At 63.4% G+C, this 19,321-nt stretch carries 15 protein-coding genes; 7 read left to right on the top strand and 8 right to left on the bottom strand.

The genetic code is table 11. The annotated features are described in order from the left end of the window. Positions 1-37: 37 nt before the first annotated feature. The 3 genes from ubiG (at position 38) to ACNFIC_RS13420 (ending at position 2,272) form a co-directional block, all read left to right on the top strand. A complete protein-coding gene (gene ubiG / locus ACNFIC_RS13430) occupies positions 38-736 on the top strand; it encodes a bifunctional 2-polyprenyl-6-hydroxyphenol methylase/3-demethylubiquinol 3-O-methyltransferase UbiG (protein WP_138219535.1) in 699 nt (232 codons plus the stop codon). Positions 737-738: 2 nt separating this feature from the next. After that, positions 739-1,410, top strand: coding sequence for an N-acetylmuramic acid 6-phosphate phosphatase MupP (gene mupP / locus ACNFIC_RS13425; RefSeq protein WP_138219536.1), 672 nt, complete (start codon positions 739-741; stop codon positions 1,408-1,410). 121 nt (positions 1,411-1,531) lie between these two features. Beyond that, on the top strand, positions 1,532-2,272 hold the full coding sequence (locus ACNFIC_RS13420) for a YciK family oxidoreductase (RefSeq protein WP_138219537.1): 741 nt from the start codon (positions 1,532-1,534) through the stop codon (positions 2,270-2,272). Between the two features lie 71 nt (positions 2,273-2,343). Here the strand turns inward: ACNFIC_RS13420 and ACNFIC_RS13415 are convergent, their stop codons facing one another. The 7 genes from ACNFIC_RS13415 to ACNFIC_RS13385 form a co-directional block, all read right to left on the bottom strand. Then, positions 2,344-3,129, bottom strand: a complete 786-nt coding sequence (locus ACNFIC_RS13415; protein ID WP_138219538.1) for a TenA family transcriptional regulator — start codon at positions 3,127-3,129, stop codon at positions 2,344-2,346. A 38-nt stretch (positions 3,130-3,167) separates the two neighbouring features. Then, positions 3,168-5,624 (bottom strand): EAL domain-containing protein, encoded by a 2,457-nt coding sequence (locus ACNFIC_RS13410; protein ID WP_416781187.1) that lies wholly within the window; start codon positions 5,622-5,624, stop codon positions 3,168-3,170. Positions 5,625-5,925: 301 nt separating this feature from the next. Further along, positions 5,926-7,758 (bottom strand): ABC transporter ATP-binding protein, encoded by a 1,833-nt coding sequence (locus ACNFIC_RS13405; RefSeq protein ID WP_416781186.1) that lies wholly within the window; start codon positions 7,756-7,758, stop codon positions 5,926-5,928. Next, a complete protein-coding gene (locus tag ACNFIC_RS13400; RefSeq protein ID WP_138219541.1) occupies positions 7,751-8,383 on the bottom strand; it encodes a DsbA family protein in 633 nt (210 codons plus the stop codon). Before ACNFIC_RS13400 ends, ACNFIC_RS13405 begins: the two co-directional genes overlap by 8 nt. 3 nt (positions 8,384-8,386) lie before the next feature. Then, positions 8,387-9,319, bottom strand: coding sequence for a rhodanese-related sulfurtransferase (locus tag ACNFIC_RS13395; protein WP_138219542.1), 933 nt, complete (start codon positions 9,317-9,319; stop codon positions 8,387-8,389). 202 nt (positions 9,320-9,521) lie between these two features. After that, positions 9,522-9,818, bottom strand: a complete 297-nt coding sequence (locus ACNFIC_RS13390; protein ID WP_138219543.1) for a BolA family protein — start codon at positions 9,816-9,818, stop codon at positions 9,522-9,524. 10 nt (positions 9,819-9,828) lie between these two features. After that, a complete protein-coding gene (locus ACNFIC_RS13385; protein WP_138219544.1) occupies positions 9,829-10,353 on the bottom strand; it encodes a DUF2059 domain-containing protein in 525 nt (174 codons plus the stop codon). A 156-nt stretch (positions 10,354-10,509) separates the two neighbouring features. On the opposite strand from ACNFIC_RS13385, the gene ACNFIC_RS13380 reads away from it, so the two are divergent. After that, positions 10,510-11,904, top strand: coding sequence for a class II fumarate hydratase (locus tag ACNFIC_RS13380; RefSeq protein WP_138219545.1), 1,395 nt, complete (start codon positions 10,510-10,512; stop codon positions 11,902-11,904). Between the two features lie 87 nt (positions 11,905-11,991). Here ACNFIC_RS13380 and pap read toward each other — a convergent pair whose 3' ends face one another. Beyond that, a complete protein-coding gene (gene pap / locus ACNFIC_RS13375) occupies positions 11,992-13,482 on the bottom strand; it encodes a polyphosphate:AMP phosphotransferase (protein ID WP_138219546.1) in 1,491 nt (496 codons plus the stop codon). 125 nt (positions 13,483-13,607) lie between these two features. Between pap and mnmC the strand changes: the two genes are divergently transcribed. The 3 genes from mnmC to ngg all read left to right on the top strand — a co-directional run bounded on the left by mnmC (position 13,608) and on the right by ngg (position 19,233). Then, positions 13,608-15,569, top strand: a complete 1,962-nt coding sequence (gene mnmC, locus ACNFIC_RS13370) for a bifunctional tRNA (5-methylaminomethyl-2-thiouridine)(34)-methyltransferase MnmD/FAD-dependent 5-carboxymethylaminomethyl-2-thiouridine(34) oxidoreductase MnmC (RefSeq protein WP_416781373.1) — start codon at positions 13,608-13,610, stop codon at positions 15,567-15,569. Positions 15,570-15,696: 127 nt separating this feature from the next. Further along, positions 15,697-17,484, top strand: coding sequence for an N-acetylglutaminylglutamine amidotransferase (locus ACNFIC_RS13365; protein WP_138219547.1), 1,788 nt, complete (start codon positions 15,697-15,699; stop codon positions 17,482-17,484). Between the two features lie 3 nt (positions 17,485-17,487). Beyond that, positions 17,488-19,233, top strand: coding sequence for an N-acetylglutaminylglutamine synthetase (gene ngg, locus ACNFIC_RS13360; RefSeq protein ID WP_138219548.1), 1,746 nt, complete (start codon positions 17,488-17,490; stop codon positions 19,231-19,233). The last annotated feature ends 88 nt before the right edge of the window (positions 19,234-19,321 follow it).

Here is a 19,321-nt window from a genome sequence, read left to right as displayed (position 1 = left end):
GTGACACTATTTATCAAAGCTTCAGAGGACTGTTCAGATGAGCAACGTCGACCACGCCGAAATCGCCAAGTTCGAAGCCCTGGCCCACCGCTGGTGGGACCGCGAGAGCGAGTTCAAGCCCCTGCACGACATCAACCCACTGCGGGTCAACTGGATCGACGAACGCGTGGGCCTTGCCGGCAAGCGGGTGCTCGATGTCGGTTGCGGCGGCGGCATCCTGAGCGAAGCCATGGCCCAGCGCGGCGCCAACGTGACCGGCATCGACATGGGTGAGGCCCCGCTGGCCGTGGCACAGCTACATCAGCTGGAGTCAGGCGTGCAGGTCGAGTACCGGCAGATCACCGCCGAAGCCCTGGCCGAGGAGATGCCTGGGCAGTTCGACGTGGTCACCTGCCTGGAAATGCTCGAACACGTACCCGACCCCTCGTCGGTGATCCGCGCCTGCTACCGCATGGTCAAGCCCGGCGGCCAGGTGTTCTTCTCCACCATCAACCGCAACCCCAAGGCTTACCTGCTGGCCATCATTGGCGCCGAGTACATCCTCAAGATGCTGCCGCGCGGCACCCATGACTTCAAGAAATTCATCCGCCCCTCCGAGCTGGGCGCCTGGAGCCGTGCCGCCGGCCTTGAAGTGAAAGATATCGTCGGCCTGACCTACAACCCGCTGACCAAGCACTACAAGCTGAGCACCGACGTCGACGTCAACTACATGATCCAGACCCTGCGCGAGGAATGAGCATGCGCTTGCGAGCAGTACTCTTCGACATGGACGGCACGCTGCTGGACACCGCGCCGGACTTCATCGCGATCTGCCAGGCGATGCTCGCCGACCGCGGCCTGCCGGCCATCGACGACGCGTGCATCCGCGACGTGATTTCCGGTGGCGCCCGCGCCATGGTGGCCGCCACCTTCGCCATGGACCCGCAGGCAGAGGGCTTCGAAGCCTTGCGCCTGGAGTTCCTCGAGCGCTACCAACGCGACTGCGCGGTGCACAGCAAATTGTTCGACGGCATGCCGGAACTGCTGGCCGACATCGAGCGCGGCAACCTGCTCTGGGGCGTGGTCACCAACAAGCCCGTGCGCTTCGCCGAGCCGATCATGCAGCGCCTGGGGCTGGCCGAGCGTTCGGCGCTGTTGATCTGCCCCGATCACGTGAAGAACAGCAAGCCCGATCCCGAGCCACTGATCCTGGCCTGCAAGACCCTGAACCTGGATCCGGCCAGCGTCTTGTTCGTCGGTGACGACCTGCGCGACATCGAGTCCGGCCGCGACGCCGGCACGCGCACCGCTGCCGTGCGCTACGGCTATATTCATCCGCAGGACAACCCCAATAACTGGGGCGCCGATGTGGTGGTGGACCACCCGCTGGAGCTGCGCAAAGTCATCGACAGCGCGCTGTGCGGCTGCTGATAAAGCTATGAGCTGCAAGCTTCGAGCTTCGAGCTGCAAGAGCAAGCAGATCGGCGTACGACCGGCTTTTTCTTGCAGCTTGCAGCTCGAAGCTTGCAGCTACCACTCTAGGGACTGACTCATGTTCGACTACACCGCCCGCCCCGACCTGCTCAAGGGTCGCATCATCCTGGTCACTGGTGCCGGCCGCGGGATCGGCGCTGCCGCTGCCAAAGCCTATGCAGCCCTGGGCGCCACCGTGCTGCTGCTGGGTAAGACCGAGGCCAACCTCAACGAAGTCTACGACCAGATCGAAGCCGCCGGGCATCCGCAACCGGTAGTGATTCCGTTCAACCTCGAAACCGCCCTGCCCCATCAATATGACGAGTTGGCGGTCATGATCGAGGAACAGTTCGGACGCCTTGACGGCCTGCTCAACAACGCCTCGATCATCGGCCCACGCACGCCGACCGAACAGTTGTCCGGCGACAACTTCATGCGCGTGATGCACATCAACGTCAACGCCACGTTCATGCTCACCAGCACCCTGCTACCGCTGCTCAAGCTCTCCGAAGACGCCTCGGTGGTGTTCACCTCCAGCAGCGTCGGGCGCAAGGGCCGGGCCTACTGGGGGGCCTATGGGGTTTCGAAGTTCGCCACCGAGGGCCTGATGCAGACCCTGGCCGACGAGCTGGAAGGCGTTGCGCCGGTGCGCGCCAACAGCATCAACCCAGGTGCCACGCGTACCGCCATGCGCGCCCAGGCGTACCCGAGTGAAAACCCGCAGAACAATCCACTGCCTGAAGACATCATGCCGGTGTACCTGTACCTGATGGGGCCTGACAGCAAGGATGTGAACGGGCAAGCACTGAACGCGCAGTAAAACCTGTCGCGGGGCCAGTCCGTGCCTACGCGCTGACCGGCGCGCAGGCACGGACTGGCCCCGCGATGTTTTCAGCCTGCCGCCAGCGCCGGACGCAGGCGCCCTTGCTGACGCCCTTCCAGCTGCATGCAGCGCTCCAGGAACAGGAACATGCAGTCGTAGCTCTTGCACACCGCCCGGCGCAGCTCGGTACGCAAACCTAAGGTGGGGTTTTCGCCCGCCAGGGTGCAGATGATCTCAAGGGCCTCCCAGGGGTGCGCATCGTCGTACTGCGCATGCATCTTCAACCACTTCATCGCACGCTTGCGCGTGTCCTCGGGGAAGCCTTGGGCATAGGTGTCGCTGGAACAGACCACCGCCGACCACTCGCCCGTGGCGCCCTCGATGGCGTAGTTGGTGGCGGCCATGGCGATGGCCAAGGACTCGGTGGTACATACCCGCCAACACCAGTCGTTCAAGCCATTGAGTTCCGGCGGCACATCCTGCGCCTGCAACTCGTGCAAGTGGACACCATGGGCCTGACACCAGTGCAGCCAATAGTCGGCATGATTGAGCTCGACGCGAATATTGCGCATCAGCCAACGCCGCGCCATGTCCTCACCAGGATGGCGACCATAGCGGGTCTTTTGCAGGTTATGGGCCATGTACAACGAGAACTGTTCCACCACCGGCCAACCACCGATCAGGTATTGGCGAATGGTCGAGGCGCGTAGCTGTCCATCGCGCAGGCGCTGGTAGAACTCATGCTCGACCACCCTGCGCTTGCTTTCCCGACAATCCTCGATCAGTTGCTGGGCCCAGTCTGGATAACTGGCCGGATCCATCAAGGGTCCGATCCGTACGAACGCATCAATCACTGTCAGCTCCTTGATTCCCTGTGATTTGCGGACATTGCTCAGCGAAAGGTCCCTGGCGCCCTGTGCAACAGGGGCCTCGCCGCAATCCGTTGGCGCTGCAGGCTGTCGCAGGTGAATACTTGCGGGCGTTCGATCAGGTAGCCCTGGGCATAGTCGACGCCGATTTCCTGCAAAGCCTGCTCGATCAACGGGGTCTCGACGAACTCGGCGATGGTCCGTTTGCCCATCACATGGCCGATGTGGTTGATCACTTCGACCATGGCCCGGTTGATCGGATCGTCGAGCATATCTTTGACGAAACTTCCATCGATCTTCAGGAAGTCTACAGGCAAATGCTTCAAATACGCGAATGACGACATTCCGGCGCAGAAGTCGTCCAGCGAGAACTTGCAACCCAGGCCTTTCAATTCATTGATGAAACGAATCGCGCTTCCTAAATTGGCGATAGCGCTGGTCTCGGTTATTTCAAAACAGATTAAGCGCGGCGGGATATCGAACTCGGCAAACAGCCGGTGCAGGTACTCCAGGAAGTTGTCATCACCGATGCTGGTGCCCGACAAGTTGATCGCGCACATCGCCAGAGGCCCTTCGCGGCCTTCGTCCAGGCATTGGCGAATGACCTGGAATACGCTGCGCACCACCCAACGGTCCAGCGCGGTCATCAGCCCATAGCGCTCAGCAGCCGGAATGAAGCTGTCGGGCAGGATGGTACGCCCACTTTCATCGTGTAGGCGCAGCAGGATTTCGATATGCCCGGCGCCTTCATGCGGACGCAACGGAGCAATTTCCTGGGCATACAGGCAAAACCGGTTCTCTTCCAGGGCCACATGCAGGCGCTGAATCCAAGCCATCTCGCCAAAACGCATGGACAGTTCGCTGTCGTCGGCGTGATACAACTGGACCCGGTTGCGGCCTTTCTCCTTGGCCATGTAGCAGGCCATGTCGGCCGCCCGCAGCGACGCCTCGAGGGTGTAGGAGGCCTGGGAAATATGCACCAGACCGATGCTGACGGTGGTGACGAATGGCCGGCCTTTCCACACGAAATGCAGGCTCTGCACCGCCTGACGCAGCTGTTCGGCAATCCGCTCGGACTGCTCCGGCGGGCAGTTCTCCAGCAGCACGCCGAACTCATCGCCCCCCAGCCGGGCCAGGGTATCGCACTCGCGCAGCCCCGACTGCAGGACCGCACAGATGTGCCGCAACAGCTCGTCGCCGGCGGCATGCCCACAGGTGTCGTTGACCAGTTTGAACTGGTCCAGGTCGAGGAACATCAGCGAATGCCGGCCGCCCTGGCGCGACAGGATGTTCAGTGCCTGCTCCAGGCGATACTCGAACTCGCGACGATTGGCCAAGCCCGTCAAGGCATCGTGCGTCGCCTGCCAGGACAAGTTGGCGATGTACTGGCGCTCCTGAGTCATGTCATGCAGCACGACGACGATGCCACTGACCTGCCCATCGGTGAGGATCGGCGAGCCCACCAGGTTGACCGACACCGTGCTGCCGTCCAGGCGCTGGATCAAGCGCGAATGGTCGGCGCCGCCCTTGAGGCTGCCACTGAGTACCTGTTCAACCAAGGTGCGGCTGTCCTGCTCGGCGTGCTCGTCAAGCAAGCTGAACAAGGCCGCCAGCGGCAGGCCAGCGGCTTGGTCGGCCTGCCAATGGGTCAACATCTCCGCGGCCGGATTCATGTAGGTGATACAGCCATCGACATCGGTGGTGATCACCGCATCGCCAATCGATGCCAGGGTGATCTGCGCCCGCTCCTTCTCTTCCTGCAAGGCAACGGCAAAAGCCTGGCGCTGGGCCAGCAGCTTGCTCGACCGGCGCCAGGCCATGGCAATGAGAAACAGCGCGGTGACCAGGTTGGTGGCCATCAACACCTTGAGCAGCATCCGCGAACCTTCGCCCAAGGCATCGCTGAAGGCCTTGGCCGCCGGGGTCACGCCATCGTTGATGGCAACGATGCGCGCCTTCCATTCGCCGATTTGCCTTGCATCGACCTCGCCACCGGCAAACCCTGCGCGCATCTGCACGGCCAGTTCGTCGAGCTGGCGCAGGTAGTCGTCACCGATGTTCCAGTAGTCGATAGCGGTCTGCATATAGCTGACCTGGCGAAAATTACGGTAGAACCAGATGATCCGGGCGACATCCTCAGGATGGTTGCCGCCTTGCAAAATGCCCTTTCGCGCGGCCTCGAAGTCAGGCTCGGGACGGTCCAGGGCCAGGCGCAGCTCACGGTCACCCAACGGCACCAGGATCGCCTGGCGATAGCGCTGGTAGATCAGCGGCTGACCACTCTCGGCGTACAAGCTCAGGTAATAGATGGCGTCCTTCTGCGCTTTGGACCATAAGCTCTCGCCTGCCACGTAGGCGCGCATGGCGGAAAGCGCATAGAGACTCAGGCTGCCCAGCAGCACCTGGAACAGCACGACGGCCACGAACGGCCAGATAATGCCTAACAGCCTTGGCACTTCGAGAGTCCGATTTCCCTTCATGTAGTCCCTGTCACTGCGGCCATTGAGGCACGAATCAACCTAGACAACGCTCAGCGTAGGCGATTTGCCATGAAGCAGCGACAAGCTACGAGCGACAAGCTGCAAGAAAAAACAAAGCGGCTCTAACGTGCAGCTTGCAGCTTGAAACTTGCAGTTGGCTTTGAGGCACGAATCAACCTAGACAACGTTCAGCGTAGGCGATTTGCCAGGAAGCAGCGACAAGCCACGAGCGACAAGCTGCAAGAAAAAGCAAAGCCGCTCTAACTCGCAGCTTGTAGCTTGAAACTTGCCGCTGGCTTTATCAGATCTGCTGCAGGTGGCCGTACAGCTTGGCGTACAAGCCGCCTTCGGCGATCAGTTGCTGATGATCGCCATCCTCGGCCACATGCCCGCCGTCGAACACCAGCACCCGGTCGGCCTGCTTCACCGCCGACAGGCGGTGGGCAATGATCAACGTGGTGCGGCCACTGAGGAAACGCGCCAGGGCCTGGTGCAAGTTGTACTCGGTGGCAGCGTCTAGCGCCGAAGTGGCCTCATCGAGGATCACCACCTTGGGCTCAGCCAAGACCATGCGGGCGATGGCCAGGCGCTGGCGCTGGCCGCCCGACAGGCGCACCCCTGAACGCCCCACCACGCTGTCAAGCCCCTGCGCCAGCGCGGCGATGGTGGTGTCCAGTTGGGCGATGCGCAGCGCCTGCCAGCAAGCCTCATCGCTGCATTCGCGACCCAGCGTGAGGTTGGCACGCACGCTATCGTTGAACAACGACGGGTGCTGCAACACCACCGCCACGTTCTCGCGCAGGGTCTCCAGACCAATTTCCTGCAGGCTGGCGCCGCCGAAGCGAATGGTCCCGGACTCGGCGCTGTACAGCCCCAACAACAATTGCACCAAGGTACTCTTGCCGCCGCCGCTCGCCCCCACGATAGCCACCTTCTCGCCGGGAGCGATGGCTAGGTTGAGTTGGTCCAGGACCGGCTCGTCGGCGTAGGCGAAGCGCAGGTCGCGCACCTCGATACCCACCGTCGGGCGTCCGGAGAAAGGGTCGCAGGCCGACGGGTACTGCGGCTCGTCGGCGCGCGCCAGCAGTTCGTTGAGTCGGCTCAGGGCGCCGCCAGCGGCGTAGTAGGCGTATTGCAGGTTCAACAGCTGTTCGACGGGACCGATCATGAACCACAGATAGCTGAACACGGCCAGCATCTGGCCGATGGAAAGGTCGGAAAACAGCACCGTGAGCATCGCGGCGGCGCGAAAGATGTCGATACCGAACTGGAACAGCAGCCCGCTGGCCCGACCGCTGGCGTCGCTTTTCCACTGCGAAGCCACCGCGTAGTCGCGTACCTCGCGGGCGCGCAGGCCGAGGCGGCCGAGAAAATACCCCTGACGATTGCCGGCACGAATCTCCTGGATTGCGTCCAGGGTCTCGCTCAACGCCTGGGTGAAGCGCGCGGTGCTATCGTTTTCGAGCTTCTTCAGGTGCTTGACCCGCTTGCCCAACTGCACGGTGAAGTAGATCACCAGCGGGTTGAACAGCAGGATCAGTAGCGCCAGCTGCCAGTGCATCCAGATCAGGATCGCGGCGGTGCCGGTAAGCGTCAGCATGGCCACCAGGAAGCGGCTAAGGGTCTCGCCGACGAATTTGTCGAGGGTGTCCAGGTCCGTAACCAGGTGCGTAGTCACCGTGCCGCTACCCAGGCTTTCGTATTCTTTCAGCGAAATCCGCTTGAGCCGTTCGATCAGGCGGATACGCAGGCGATAGACGATGTCCTTGGCAAGCCCGGCGAACAGCTTGGCCTGCACCACGTTGAAGGCCAGCGCCGCCAAACGTAGGCCTAACGTGAAGCAGAGCATCAAGCCGATATAGCCGGCAGCCACCTGCCAGTTACTGGGCAGCAACTGGTTCATCCACTTGAGCGCGGCATCCCCGTGACCGAGTAGCACTTCATCCACCAACAGCGGCAGCAGCAAGGGAATCGGCACACTGCATAGCGCTGCGAGCACCGCGACCAGGTTGGCACTCCACAGGGCTTTCTTGTGGTGCAAGGCCAGACGACGGATTTCCGCCCAGCTCAGCCGATCGACCACAGCGGCGGGCTTCCCTGGCACAGGGTCTGGCGACCCAGGCACATCAAGCACAGGCGGCCTGCTGCAGCCAGCGGCCAAGCAACGGTTGCAGGCTCTCGAACGACTGGTAGCCGTTGGTCAGCAAGGCCAACTGGCCGTTACGCTCGGCCAACAACGTTGGAAAACCGGCAATGCCAAGGTCCTGCGCCCAGGTAAAATCCGCTGCGGTAGCACTACGGGTATCGTGGCTGGCGAAACGCTGGGCGAACACATCGCGCTTGAAGCCGGCCTGCACAGCCAGCTCCACCAGTTGCGGGGCGCGGGTGACATCCACGCCCTGCTCGTAGAACGACGCCTGGATCAGCGTGAGCAAGCCCCACATGCGCGCCTCATCCAACTCGCGCGCCGTCACCAGGGCCCGGCACGCAGGCTCGGTGTCGTAGACGAAACCGTCAGGCATGGCGCCTTCGAAGCGAAACGCCTGGCCGGTGGCATCCTGTACCGCCTGCCAATGCTCCAGGATGTACTTGCGGGTCGAGACATCCAATGCGCTGCCACCGCTGCGCAGACCACCGACCACCAGCCGCGTGGCGATACCCGCGGCGCTGGCCTGGGCGATCAGCGCCTCGGCCACGGGCGCGAACCCCCAGCACCAGGAGCACATCGGGTCCATCACATACAGCAAGCGGGCAGACATGGATCAAGCCTCGGCTTTGTAGTTGAAACCGATCGGATGCGGCTGGTTGCGCGCCTTGGCCAGCTCGATCTGCTTCTGGCGGTCGATAGCGCTGCGCCGGGTCTTCTCGCTCAGGCTGTCCCAGCAGTGCGGGCAGCTCACGCCGGGCGAGTAGTGCTCGGACTCGCGGTCCTGCGCATCGATCGGATGGCGACAGGCGTGGCACTGGTCGTACTCACCCTCGCTCAGGTCGTGGCGCACCGTGACTCGGTTGTCGAAGACGAAGCAGTCGCCGTCCCAGAGGCTTTCTTCCTGAGCGACTTCCTCGAAGTACTTCAGAATGCCACCCTTGAGATGATAGACGGCTTCGAAGCCCTCACCGAGCATATAGCTGGAGGCTTTTTCGCAGCGGATGCCGCCGGTGCAGAACATCGCCACTTTCTTGTGCTTGCTGGGATCGAAGTTGGCCTTGATGTAGTCGGGAAACTCGCGGAAAGTCTCGGTCTTAGGGTCGATGGCACCCTTGAATGTACCGATGGCCACCTCATAGTCGTTGCGGGTGTCGATCAGCAGCACTTCAGGGTCGCTGATAAGGGCATTCCAGTCCTTGGGTTCGACGTAGGTGCCGACCGCCTTGTTCGGGTCCACACCCGGCACGCCGAGAGTGACGATCTCTTTCTTGAGCTTGACCTTGGTGCGGTAGAACGGCTGCTCGTCGCAGTACGACTCTTTATGGTCGACATCCACCAGGCGCGGATCGCTGCGCAGCCAGGCCAGCAGCGCGTCAATGCCCTCGCGGGTGGACGACACGGTACCGTTGATGCCTTCGTTGGCCAGCAGCAGGGTCCCTTTGACGCCATTGTCGAGCATGGCCTTGAGCAGTGGCTCGCGCAGTTCGACGTAGTCTTGCAGGGTGACGAATTTGTACAGCGCCGCCACGACGATCGGTTGGGTCATTGCGTTGGATCTCCAGGTGGTTGCCCTCGTAAGGGGCGGACCAGGTTTTTACACAAATGGGCAGGGGTGCTTTGCACCCCTTTCGCGGCACAAGGCCGCTCCTACAGGGATCATGTAGTCTCTGTAGGAGCGGCTTTGTGCCGCGATGGGCCGCATGGCGGCCCCGAGGGATAGCGCAGTCTAGCAGAATCCCTTAAAGGATTCAGTGCCCACCGCCAGCGCACACCGGCGAAGCCGGTGCCACGCCCACCGCCGCCCATTCGTCAGGCGTGTAGGTGTGGATAGCCAAGGCGTGGATCTCGCCCATCAGGTCACCCATGGTGGCGTAGACCTTCTGGTGGCGCTTGACGCTGTTCAGCCCGGCGAACTGCTCGCTGACCAGCACGGCCTTGTAGTGAGTTTCCTGACCACGGCTGTGCATGTGGCTTTCGTTGCGTACCTCAAGGTGCAGGTCACCCAACGCTGCCAGCTGCTGCTCGATACGTTGCTGCATGCTCATCGCGACAGGCTCACTTCTTCGCCGGCGCTGCGGCTTTGCCGGCGTTCGGGTCAAGTTCCTTGGTCATGTCGTCAAGCAGCTTGTTGACCACAGGCACGGCCGGCTCCAGGCTCTGTTGAGTCAGCTGGGCCGATTGCTGGGTAACCTTGGGCATTTCGCGCAGGACTTTCTTGCCCAGCGGCGACTCGTAGAACTTCACCAGGTCGTTCAGCTCGGCCTCAGTGAAGGTCGCGGTATACAGGTCGACCATCTTTGGCTTGAGCTTCTTCCAGCCGATGGCGTTGTCCAGGGCAGCGTTGGCCTTGGCCTGGTAGCTGTCGAGCACGGACTTCTTCGAGGCCGGCGCCTGAGTCTGTTCGAAACGCTGAGCGAACATCTGCTGGACCTGCATGTACACCGGAGTGCCCAGCTTGTCGGCATTGGCCAGGGTCAGGAATTTCTCGGCGGCAGCGTTGTGGCTGGCGGTGGCAGCGAGCACCTGGCCGCTGGCACAGACCAGGGCGACGGCAGCAAAGAGGACACGGAGACGGGTCATTGCATTTCCTTCGTGAAAGGGAGGCGATACCTCAGGGTAGAGCATTCTGCGCCGTGGTGGCAAAGTGCTCAAGTAGCACGACGAGCGATGGAACCGCCCGGTCGATTCAGGGCCTAAACTGCGGTTTCGGACTAGATATCAAGGAGAGCGCGCAGCATGAGCCGTATCGAAACAGACAGCCTAGGTCCCATTGAAGTTCCAGAGCACGCCTACTGGGGCGCCCAGACCCAGCGCTCGCTGATCAACTTCGCCATCGGCAAGGAACGCATGCCGCTGGCGGTGCTGCACGCCCTGGCGCTGATCAAGAAAGCGGCGGCGCGCGTCAACGACCGCAACGGCGACCTGCCCGCCGATATCGCCCGGCTGGTCGAGCAAGCCGCCGATGAAGTGCTGGCCGGCGAGCACGACGATCAATTCCCGCTGGTAGTCTGGCAGACCGGCAGCGGCACCCAGAGCAACATGAATGTCAACGAGGTGATCGCCGGGCGCGCCAACGAACTGGCTGGCCAGGGCCGTGGCGGCAAGGTCCCAGTCCACCCCAACGACCACGTCAACCGCTCGCAAAGCTCCAACGATTGCTTCCCGACCGCGATGCACATCGCCGCGGCCCAGGCGGTGCATGACAAGCTGCTGCCGGCCATCGCCGAGCTGTCGGACGGGCTGGCGGAGCTGTCGGCGCGCCACACGCACCTGGTCAAGACCGGGCGTACCCACATGATGGACGCCACCCCCATCACCTTCGGCCAGGAAGTGTCGGCCTTCGTCGCCCAACTCGACTACGCCCAGCGCGCCATCCGTGCTAGCTTGCCAGCAGTGTGCGAACTGGCCCAGGGCGGCACCGCCGTGGGCACCGGGCTCAACGCCCCGCACGGCTTCGCCGAGGCAGTGGCCGCCGAACTTGCCGCATTGTCGGGATTGCCGTTCGTCACGGCGCCGAACAAGTTCGCCGCACTGGCCGGTCACGAGCCGCTGACCAGCCTGGCCGGCGCCCTCAAGACCCTCGCCGTGGCGCTGATGAAAATCGCCAACGACCTGCGTCTACTCGGTTCCGGCCCGCGTGCAGGCCTTGCCGAAGTGCGCCTGCCGGCCAACGAGCCGGGCAGTTCGATCATGCCGGGTAAAGTCAACCCGACCCAGTGCGAAGCCCTGTCAATGCTGGCCTGTCAGGTACTGGGCAACGATGCGGCAATCGGCTTTGCGGCAAGCCAGGGCCACCTGCAATTAAACGTGTTCAAGCCGGTGATCATCCACAACGTATTGCAGTCCATCGAGTTGTTGGCCGATGGTTGCCGCAACTTCCAGCAGCATTGCGTGGCCGGCATCGAGCCGGACGCCGAGCAGATGGCCGCTCACCTTGAACGCGGGCTGATGCTGGTGACAGCACTGAATCCGCACATCGGCTACGACAAGGCGGCAGAAATCGCCAAGAAGGCCTACAGCGAAGGCAAGACCCTGCGTGAAGCGGCGCTGGCGCTCAATTATCTGACCAATGAGCAGTTCGACCAGTGGGTAAAACCGGAAAACATGCTGGCGCCTGGCGGCAAGGGCTGACCTGAGGCCGCGCCCGCGCTTGCACAGGCCCTGCACGCCACCTGTGCAAGCGTCCGGGCACTGCGCCCGAGCGTGGCGCACAGGCCATCAATGCTTGTGCTTGGCGAACGCCGCCTCCAGCGCCTGATTGATCGTGCGCAGCACTTTTACCCGCGCCCAGCGCTTGTCGTTAGCCTCCACCAGCGTCCACGGCGCAATTTCGGTGCTGGTGCGATCGACCATGTCACCCACGGCCTCGCTGTACACATCCCACTTGTCCCGGTTACGCCAGTCTTCCTCAGTGATCTTGTAGCGCTTGAACGGGATCTGCTCGCGCTCCTGGAAGCGTTCCAGCTGGGTTTGCGGGTCAATTGCCAACCAGAACTTGACCACCACCACCCCGGCGTTGCGCAACTGTTCTTCGAAGTCATTGATCTCGCCATAGGCGCGCATCCAGTCAGCCGGGCTGCAAAAACCTTCGACCCGCTCCACCAACACACGGCCATACCAGGAACGGTCGAAGATGGTGAACTTGCCGCGTGCCGGAATGTGCCGCCAGAAGCGCCACAGGTAGGGCTGGGCGCGCGCCTCCTCGGTCGGCGCCGCAATCGGGACGATGCTGTACTGACGCGGATCCAGCGCTGCGGCCACACGGCGAATCGCACCGCCCTTTCCGGCAGCATCGTTGCCCTCGAACACCGCCACCAGCGCGTGATGGCGCATGCGTTTGTTGCGCAGCAAGCCTGCCAGGCGGGCCTGCTCGGTGACCAATTGCTCCTCATAGTCGCGCTTGTCCAGGCGCAGCGTCATGTCCAGCGCACCCAGCAAGCTCTTCTGGTCGATGCTGCGTCCCAGTGGCGGGACATTGCCCTGATGCTTGCGTGGGCTGTTGCCTAGCGCTGCCTGCATGCTCTCCAGCAGGATGCGCCCGACCGCCAGGCTGCGGTAGTGCGGATCGACGCCTTCGATCACATGCCAGGGCGCGTAGTCACGGCCCGTGCGGCGCAGCACCCGCTCACCGAAACGCACGAAGCGATCGTAGGTTTGCGACTGTTGCCAGTCCAGCGGGCTGATACGCCAGTTGTGCAGCGGATCGCTCTTGAGCGCCTTGAGCCGCGCCTTCATCTGTTTCTTGGACAGGTGGAACCAGAACTTGATGATCACCGCGCCTTCGTCGCAAAGCATCTGTTCCAGACGCTCGGCACCGGCGATGGCTTGGTCGAGCACGGCGTTCTTGAACTGGCCATGCACCCGCCCTTCGAGCATCTGGCTGTACCAGTTGCCGAAGAACACCCCCATGCGCCCTTTGGGCGGCAAGGCCCGCCAATAGCGCCAGGCAGGAGGACGGGCGAGCTCTTCGTCGGTCTGCTGATCGAAGGTACGGACCTCGATCAGACGCGGGTCCATCCATTCGTTGAGCAACTTCACCGTCTCGCCCTTGCCGGCGCCTTCGATGCCATTGATCAGCACGATCACCGGGAAGCGCGCCTGCTGCTTGAGGTCATACTGAGCGTCGAGCAGCGCTTCACGCAGCGCCGGGACTTCGGCCTCGAAGGTTTCCTTGTCGATGCTATGACCGATTTCGGCGGATTCGAACATGCTGGGCTCCTTCACTGGATCAGCTACAAGCTACAAGCTTCAAGCTGCAAGAAAAAGCAGGCCGTGACACTATCTGTGTTTTTCTTGCAGCTTGAAGCTGGTAGCTAGCGACTGATTTGATGACTATGCCACGCCACGAACACGCCCAAATCGACTGGGACGAACAGGGTCGCCCGCACTCGCGCCAGTACGATGATGTCTACTTCGCCAGGGACGAAGGCCTCGAAGAAACCTTGCACGTGTTCATCGAGCAGAACCAACTGCGCCAGCGCTTCGCGGCCCTGCAGCCTGCCGATTGCCTGGTGATCGGCGAAACCGGCTTTGGCACCGGCATGAACTTTTTATGCGCCTGGCAACTGTTCAACGAGCTGGCCCACGCCGAGGCGCGCCTGCATTTCGTCAGCGTCGAGAAGTACCCGCTGACCCGTGACGACCTCGCGCGCGCCACGCAGCTATGGCCAGAGCTGGCCGCCTTCACCCAGCCCCTGCTGGCGCAGTACGTGGCGATTCACCCGGGCTTCCAGCAATTTAGCCTGGACGCTGGGCGCGTCACCCTGACCCTGATGGTCGGCGACGCACTGGAGCAGTTGCCGCAGCTCGACGCGCGCATCGACGCCTGGTTCCTCGACGGCTTCGCCCCGGCCAAGAATCCCGACATGTGGACCCCGGCGCTGTTCGCGCAACTGGCGCGCCTGTCGCATCCCGGCACGACTTTAGGCACCTTCACCACCACCGGTTGGGTACGCCGGTCCTTGATCGAGGCCGGGTTCAGCATGAAAAAGGTGCCGGGCCTGGGCAAGAAGTGGGAGGTGATGCATGGCGTGTTCACCGGTGAATCCAGCTCCGCTGCCGCACCTTGGTACGCCCGCCCAGCCACTGCGCCAAGCGCCCGCGAGGCACTGGTAGTCGGCGCGGGGTTGGCCGGTAGTGCCACCGCTGCCAGCCTGGCCGCGCGTGGCTGGCAGGTCAGTGTGCTGGAGCGCCACGCAGGCCCGGCGCAAGAAGCCTCGGGCAATCCACAGGGGGTGCTTTATCTGAAGCTGTCGGCGCATGGCACTGCGCTGTCGCAGATGATCCTCGCCGGTTTCGGCTATACCCGGCGCTGGCTCGAACGCCTGCAACGCGGCCAGGACTGGGATGGCTGCGGCGTGCTACAACTGGCTTTCGACGAGCAGGAAAACCAGCGCCAGGCCAAATTGGCCGAGGCCTTCGACGCCAGCCTGTTGCAACGGCTCGACCGCGAGCAGGCCCAGGCCCAGGCCGGCATCACCTTGCCCGCTGGCGGGCTGTTCTACCCCGAAGGCGGCTGGGTGCACCCGCCGGCGCTGTGCCAGGCACAACTGAACCACCCGCGCATACGCCTGCTCAGCCATGCCAATGTGCTTGAACTGCGCAAGGTCGATGGCCAGTGGCAGGCCTGGGAGGGTCAGCGCCTGCTGGCCAGCGCGGCGCAGGTGGTACTGTGCGCGGCCGCCGAGGTCCAAGCCTTCCCGGCCTGTAGCACACTTGCACTCAAGCGCATACGCGGTCAGATCACCCGCCTGCCGGCAACCGCAGCCAGCCGAGCGTTGCGCACCGTGGTGTGTGCCGAAGGCTATGTCGCGCCGCCGCGTGACGATGAGCACACCCTGGGCGCCAGCTTCGACTTCCACAGCCAGGACACCACACCTACCGTTGCCGAACACCAGGGCAACCTCGCATTGCTCGAGCAGATCTCTGCCGACCTCGCCGAACGGCTGGCCGCGCGGGCGTGCGATCCGCAGCAGCTCGAAGGTCGCGCAGCGTTTCGCTGCACCAGCCCCGACTACCTGCCGATCGTCGGGCCGCTGGCAGACAGCGCTGCGTTCAATGCGGCCTATGCCGTGCTGGGCAAAGATGCGCGCCAGGTGCCAGCAGTCGCTTGCCCGTGGCTGGAAGGACTGTATGTGAACAGCGGGCATGGCTCGCGCGGGCTGATCACTGCGCCGCTGTCAGGGGAACTGGTCGCGGCGTGGATGACTGGCGAGCCGTTGCCGGTGCCCCGGCCGGTGGCTGAAGCGTGTCACCCGAACCGCTTTGCGTTGCGTCGGTTGATTCGCGGTCAATAGCGCCCCTGAGCCGCGCGCTGCATATAACGGATTGATCTAAAACTCTCACAACCCACGCGGGTCCTTTACTAAGTGCCCGCCCTTGTGCAGGGCACGTTTTCCCCAACGGCAAACCCGGTAAGGACTTATGTGCGGATTAGCAGGAGAGTTACGTTTCACACCCATCGACCAAGCCCCTCGCCCGGCCGACCTGGCCGCGGTGGAGCGCATCACCCACCACCTGGCGCCTCGAGGCCCGGACGCGTGGGGTTTCCACAGCCAGGGCCCGATTGCGCTGGGTCACCGTCGCCTGAAGATCATGGACTTGTCCGATGGCTCGGCGCAGCCAATGGTCGACAATACCCTGGGCCTGGCGCTGGCCTTCAATGGCGCGATCTACAACTTCCCCGAACTGCGTGAAGAGCTGCAAGCGCTGGGCTACAGCTTCTGGTCCGACGGCGACACCGAAGTGCTGCTCAAAGGCTACCACGCCTGGGGGGCGGCACTGCTGCCCAAGCTCAACGGCATGTTCGCCCTAGCCATCTGGGAACGCGACAATCAGCGCCTGTTCCTGGCCCGCGACCGTCTGGGTGTAAAGCCGTTGTACCTGTCACGCAACGGCGAACGCTTGCGTTTTGCCTCTACGCTACCGGCGCTGCTCAAAGGCGGCGACATCGATCCGATGATCGACCCGGTGGCACTTAACCACTACCTCAACTTTCACGCCGTGGTGCCCGCCCCACGCACCTTATTGGCCAACGTGCAAAAGCTCGAACCAGGCACCTGGATGCGCATCGACCGGCACGGCGAAGTCGAGCGCCAGACCTGGTGGCAACTGCACTACGGCCCACACGCCGATGAGCACGGGCTGGACCTCGAAGGCTGGACCACGCGTGTGCTTGACGCAACCCGCGACGCGGTGGCAATCCGTCAGCGCGCGGCAGTGGACGTCGGCGTGCTGCTCTCCGGCGGCGTCGACTCGAGTCTGCTGGTGGGGCTGCTACGCGAAGTCGGCGTGGATGATCTGTCGACCTTCTCCATTGGCTTCGAAGATGCCGGCGGCGAGCGCGGCGACGAGTTCCAGTATTCGGATCTGATTGCCCGCCACTACGGCACCCGCCACCACCAGTTGCGTATCGCTGAACACGAGATCATCGAACAGTTGCCCGCAGCGTTCCGCGCCATGAGCGAGCCGATGGTCAGCCACGACTGCATCGCCTTCTACCTGCTTTCGCGGGAGGTCGCCAAGCACTGCAAGGGCGTGCAAAGCGGCCAGGGCGCCGACGAGCTGTTCGCCGGCTACCACTGGTACCCGAAGGTGGACGGCGCCGAGGATGCTTTCAGCGCCTACCGCGACGCGTTCTTCGATCGCAGCCACGCCGAGTACCGTGACACCGTGCAGGCACCCTGGCTGCTGGAGAACGATGTGGCCGGCGACTTCGTGCGCGAGCACTTCGCCCGCCCCGGCGCGCGCGATGCAGTAGACAAGGCCCTGCGCCTGGACAGCACGGTGATGCTGGTGGACGACCCGGTCAAGCGCGTCGATAACATGACCATGGCTTGGGGCCTGGAGGCGCGTACCCCGTTTCTGGACTACCGCCTGGTCGAGTTGTCGGCGCGCATCCCGGCACGCTTCAAGCTGCCCGACGGTGGCAAACAGGTACTCAAGCAAGCCGCCCGCCGCGTCATCCCGCATGAGGTGATCGACCGCAAGAAGGGCTACTTCCCGGTCCCTGGTCTCAAGCACCTGGAAGGCGCGACCTTGGGTTGGGTGCGCGAACTGCTCACCGACCCCAGCCAGGACCGCGGCCTGTTCAACCCAGCGATGGTCGACCGCCTGCTGAGTAACCCCCACGGCCAGCTCACGCCGCTGCGCGGCTCCAAACTGTGGCAGTTGGCGGCGTTGAACTTGTGGCTCAGCGAACAAGGAATCTGATCGATGAAAGCCCATGAAATCGCCTATGGCCAGCGCCTGCTGCGCGGCCAGGCGCCCTCCTACGAGCGCTTGCAGGCACGCCTGGCTGGGGACGGCAGCGAGCCCCACGACCAGCCGCATGCCGTGCACTGTGGCTGGGGTCGGGTACTGATCGGGCATACCTACCCGGACCCTGTGAGCCTGGCCGACGCACTGCTCGAAGAGCGCGCCGGCGAGCGCGACATTGCCGTGTACGTGGCGGCGCCACAGCAGGTGCTGGCCCAGGCGCCGCAGCAGTTGTTCCTCGATCCGTCGGATACGCTGCGCCTGTGGTTCACCGACTACCGACCCGCACAGCGAGTATTTCGCGGCTTCCGTATCCGCCGGGCGCAGAGCCCGGCAGACTGGCAAGCGATCAACACCCTGTATCAGGCACGCGGCATGCTACCGGTCGACCCCGAGCGCCTGACTGCGCACCACTTGGGCGGGCCGGTGTACTGGCTGGCCGAGGACGAGGATACCCATGCCGTGATCGGCAGCGTCATGGGCCTGAACCACGCCAAGGCGTTCGACGATCCCGAACACGGCAGCAGCCTGTGGTGCCTGGCGGTCGATCCACACTGCACCCGTCCGGGCGTCGGTGAAGTGCTGGTGCGCCACCTGATTGAGCACTTCATGAGCCGGGGCCTGGCGTGCCTGGACCTATCGGTGCTGCACGACAATCGTCAAGCCAAGCGCCTGTATCAGAAACTCGGCTTTCGCAACCTCACGACCTTTGCGGTCAAGCGCAAGAATGGCATCAACCAGCCGCTGTTCCTCGGCCCTGGCCCGGAGGCAGGGCTCAACCCCTATGCGCGCATCATCGTCGACGAGGCCTTGCGCCGCGGTATCGAAGTGCAGGTGGACGACGCCGCCAGCGGCCTGTTCACCCTGAGCCTGGGTGGGCGGCGTATCCGCTGCCGCGAATCGCTTAGCGACCTGACCAGCGCACTTACCATGACCTTGTGCCAGGACAAACGCCTGACCCGCCAGGTGCTGCACCAGGCAGGTCTACAGGTGCCGGCCCAGCAACTGGCAGGCAATGCCGACGACAACCTGGCGTTTCTCGAGGAGCATGGCGCGGTGGTGGTCAAGCCGGTGGACGGCGAACAAGGCCAGGGCGTGGCGGTGAACCTCACCAGCATCGAGGAGCTTAGCCATGCCGTGGAGCAGGCACGGCGTTTCGACAGCCGCGTACTGCTAGAAAGCTTCCACCCAGGCTTCGACCTGCGCATCGTAGTGATCGGCTACGAGGTGGTAGCCGCCGCCGTGCGCCATCCGGCGCAGGTGCTCGGCGATGGCCGGCACAGCATCCGTGCGCTGATCGAGGCGCAAAGCCGTCGGCGCATGGCTGCCACGGGCGGCGAGAGCCGCATCCCACTGGACGACGAGACCGAGCGCACCTTACGCAGCGCAGGCCTGGACTACGACCACGTGCTGCCCGCCGGCCAGCGTCTGGCGGTGCGCCGTACCGCCAACCTGCACACCGGCGGCACCCTGGAGGACGTTACCGAGCGCCTGCATCCGGTGCTGGCCGATGCCGCCGTGCGCGCCGCACGGGCGCTGGAGATCCCCGTGGTGGGGCTGGACTTCATGGTCCGCGATGCCCAACACCCGGACTACGTGATCATCGAAGCCAATGAGCGTGCGGGCCTGGCCAACCATGAGCCGCAGCCGACCGCAGAGCGCTTTGTCGACCTGCTGTTCCCGCACAGCCACGCTTTGGCATGAATCAGTGCCGGCCTCTTCGCGGGTAAACCCGCTCCCACAGGGACTGCGCAGATCTCAAGTACAGCGCTGTACCTGTGGGAGCAGGTTT

It is taken from the genome of Pseudomonas sp. NY15463 (genome assembly GCF_048068415.1).
Taxonomy (GTDB): domain Bacteria; phylum Pseudomonadota; class Gammaproteobacteria; order Pseudomonadales; family Pseudomonadaceae; genus Aquipseudomonas; species Aquipseudomonas mosselii_C.
This window is presented reverse-complemented; position numbering and strand designations above follow the sequence as displayed.

What these genes read in the sequence shown, in the direction of transcription:
- ubiG (WP_138219535.1), top strand. Translation starts at nt 38, where the DNA reads ATGAGCAACGTCGACCACGCCGAAATCGCCAAGTTCGAAGCCCTGGCC.
- mnmC (WP_416781373.1), top strand. Translation starts at nt 13,608, where the DNA reads ATGCCACGCCACGAACACGCCCAAATCGACTGGGACGAACAGGGTCGC.
- ACNFIC_RS13390 (WP_138219543.1), bottom strand. Translation starts at nt 9,818, where the DNA reads ATGAGCATGCAGCAACGTATCGAGCAGCAGCTGGCAGCGTTGGGTGAC.
- ACNFIC_RS13400 (WP_138219541.1), bottom strand. Translation starts at nt 8,383, where the DNA reads ATGTCTGCCCGCTTGCTGTATGTGATGGACCCGATGTGCTCCTGGTGC.
- ACNFIC_RS13420 (WP_138219537.1), top strand. Translation starts at nt 1,532, where the DNA reads ATGTTCGACTACACCGCCCGCCCCGACCTGCTCAAGGGTCGCATCATC.
- ACNFIC_RS13385 (WP_138219544.1), bottom strand. Translation starts at nt 10,353, where the DNA reads ATGACCCGTCTCCGTGTCCTCTTTGCTGCCGTCGCCCTGGTCTGTGCC.
- ACNFIC_RS13395 (WP_138219542.1), bottom strand. Translation starts at nt 9,319, where the DNA reads ATGACCCAACCGATCGTCGTGGCGGCGCTGTACAAATTCGTCACCCTG.
- pap (WP_138219546.1), bottom strand. Translation starts at nt 13,482, where the DNA reads ATGTTCGAATCCGCCGAAATCGGTCATAGCATCGACAAGGAAACCTTC.
- ACNFIC_RS13365 (WP_138219547.1), top strand. Translation starts at nt 15,697, where the DNA reads ATGTGCGGATTAGCAGGAGAGTTACGTTTCACACCCATCGACCAAGCC.
- ngg (WP_138219548.1), top strand. Translation starts at nt 17,488, where the DNA reads ATGAAAGCCCATGAAATCGCCTATGGCCAGCGCCTGCTGCGCGGCCAG.
- ACNFIC_RS13410 (WP_416781187.1), bottom strand. Translation starts at nt 5,624, where the DNA reads ATGAAGGGAAATCGGACTCTCGAAGTGCCAAGGCTGTTAGGCATTATC.
- ACNFIC_RS13380 (WP_138219545.1), top strand. Translation starts at nt 10,510, where the DNA reads ATGAGCCGTATCGAAACAGACAGCCTAGGTCCCATTGAAGTTCCAGAG.
- mupP (WP_138219536.1), top strand. Translation starts at nt 739, where the DNA reads ATGCGCTTGCGAGCAGTACTCTTCGACATGGACGGCACGCTGCTGGAC.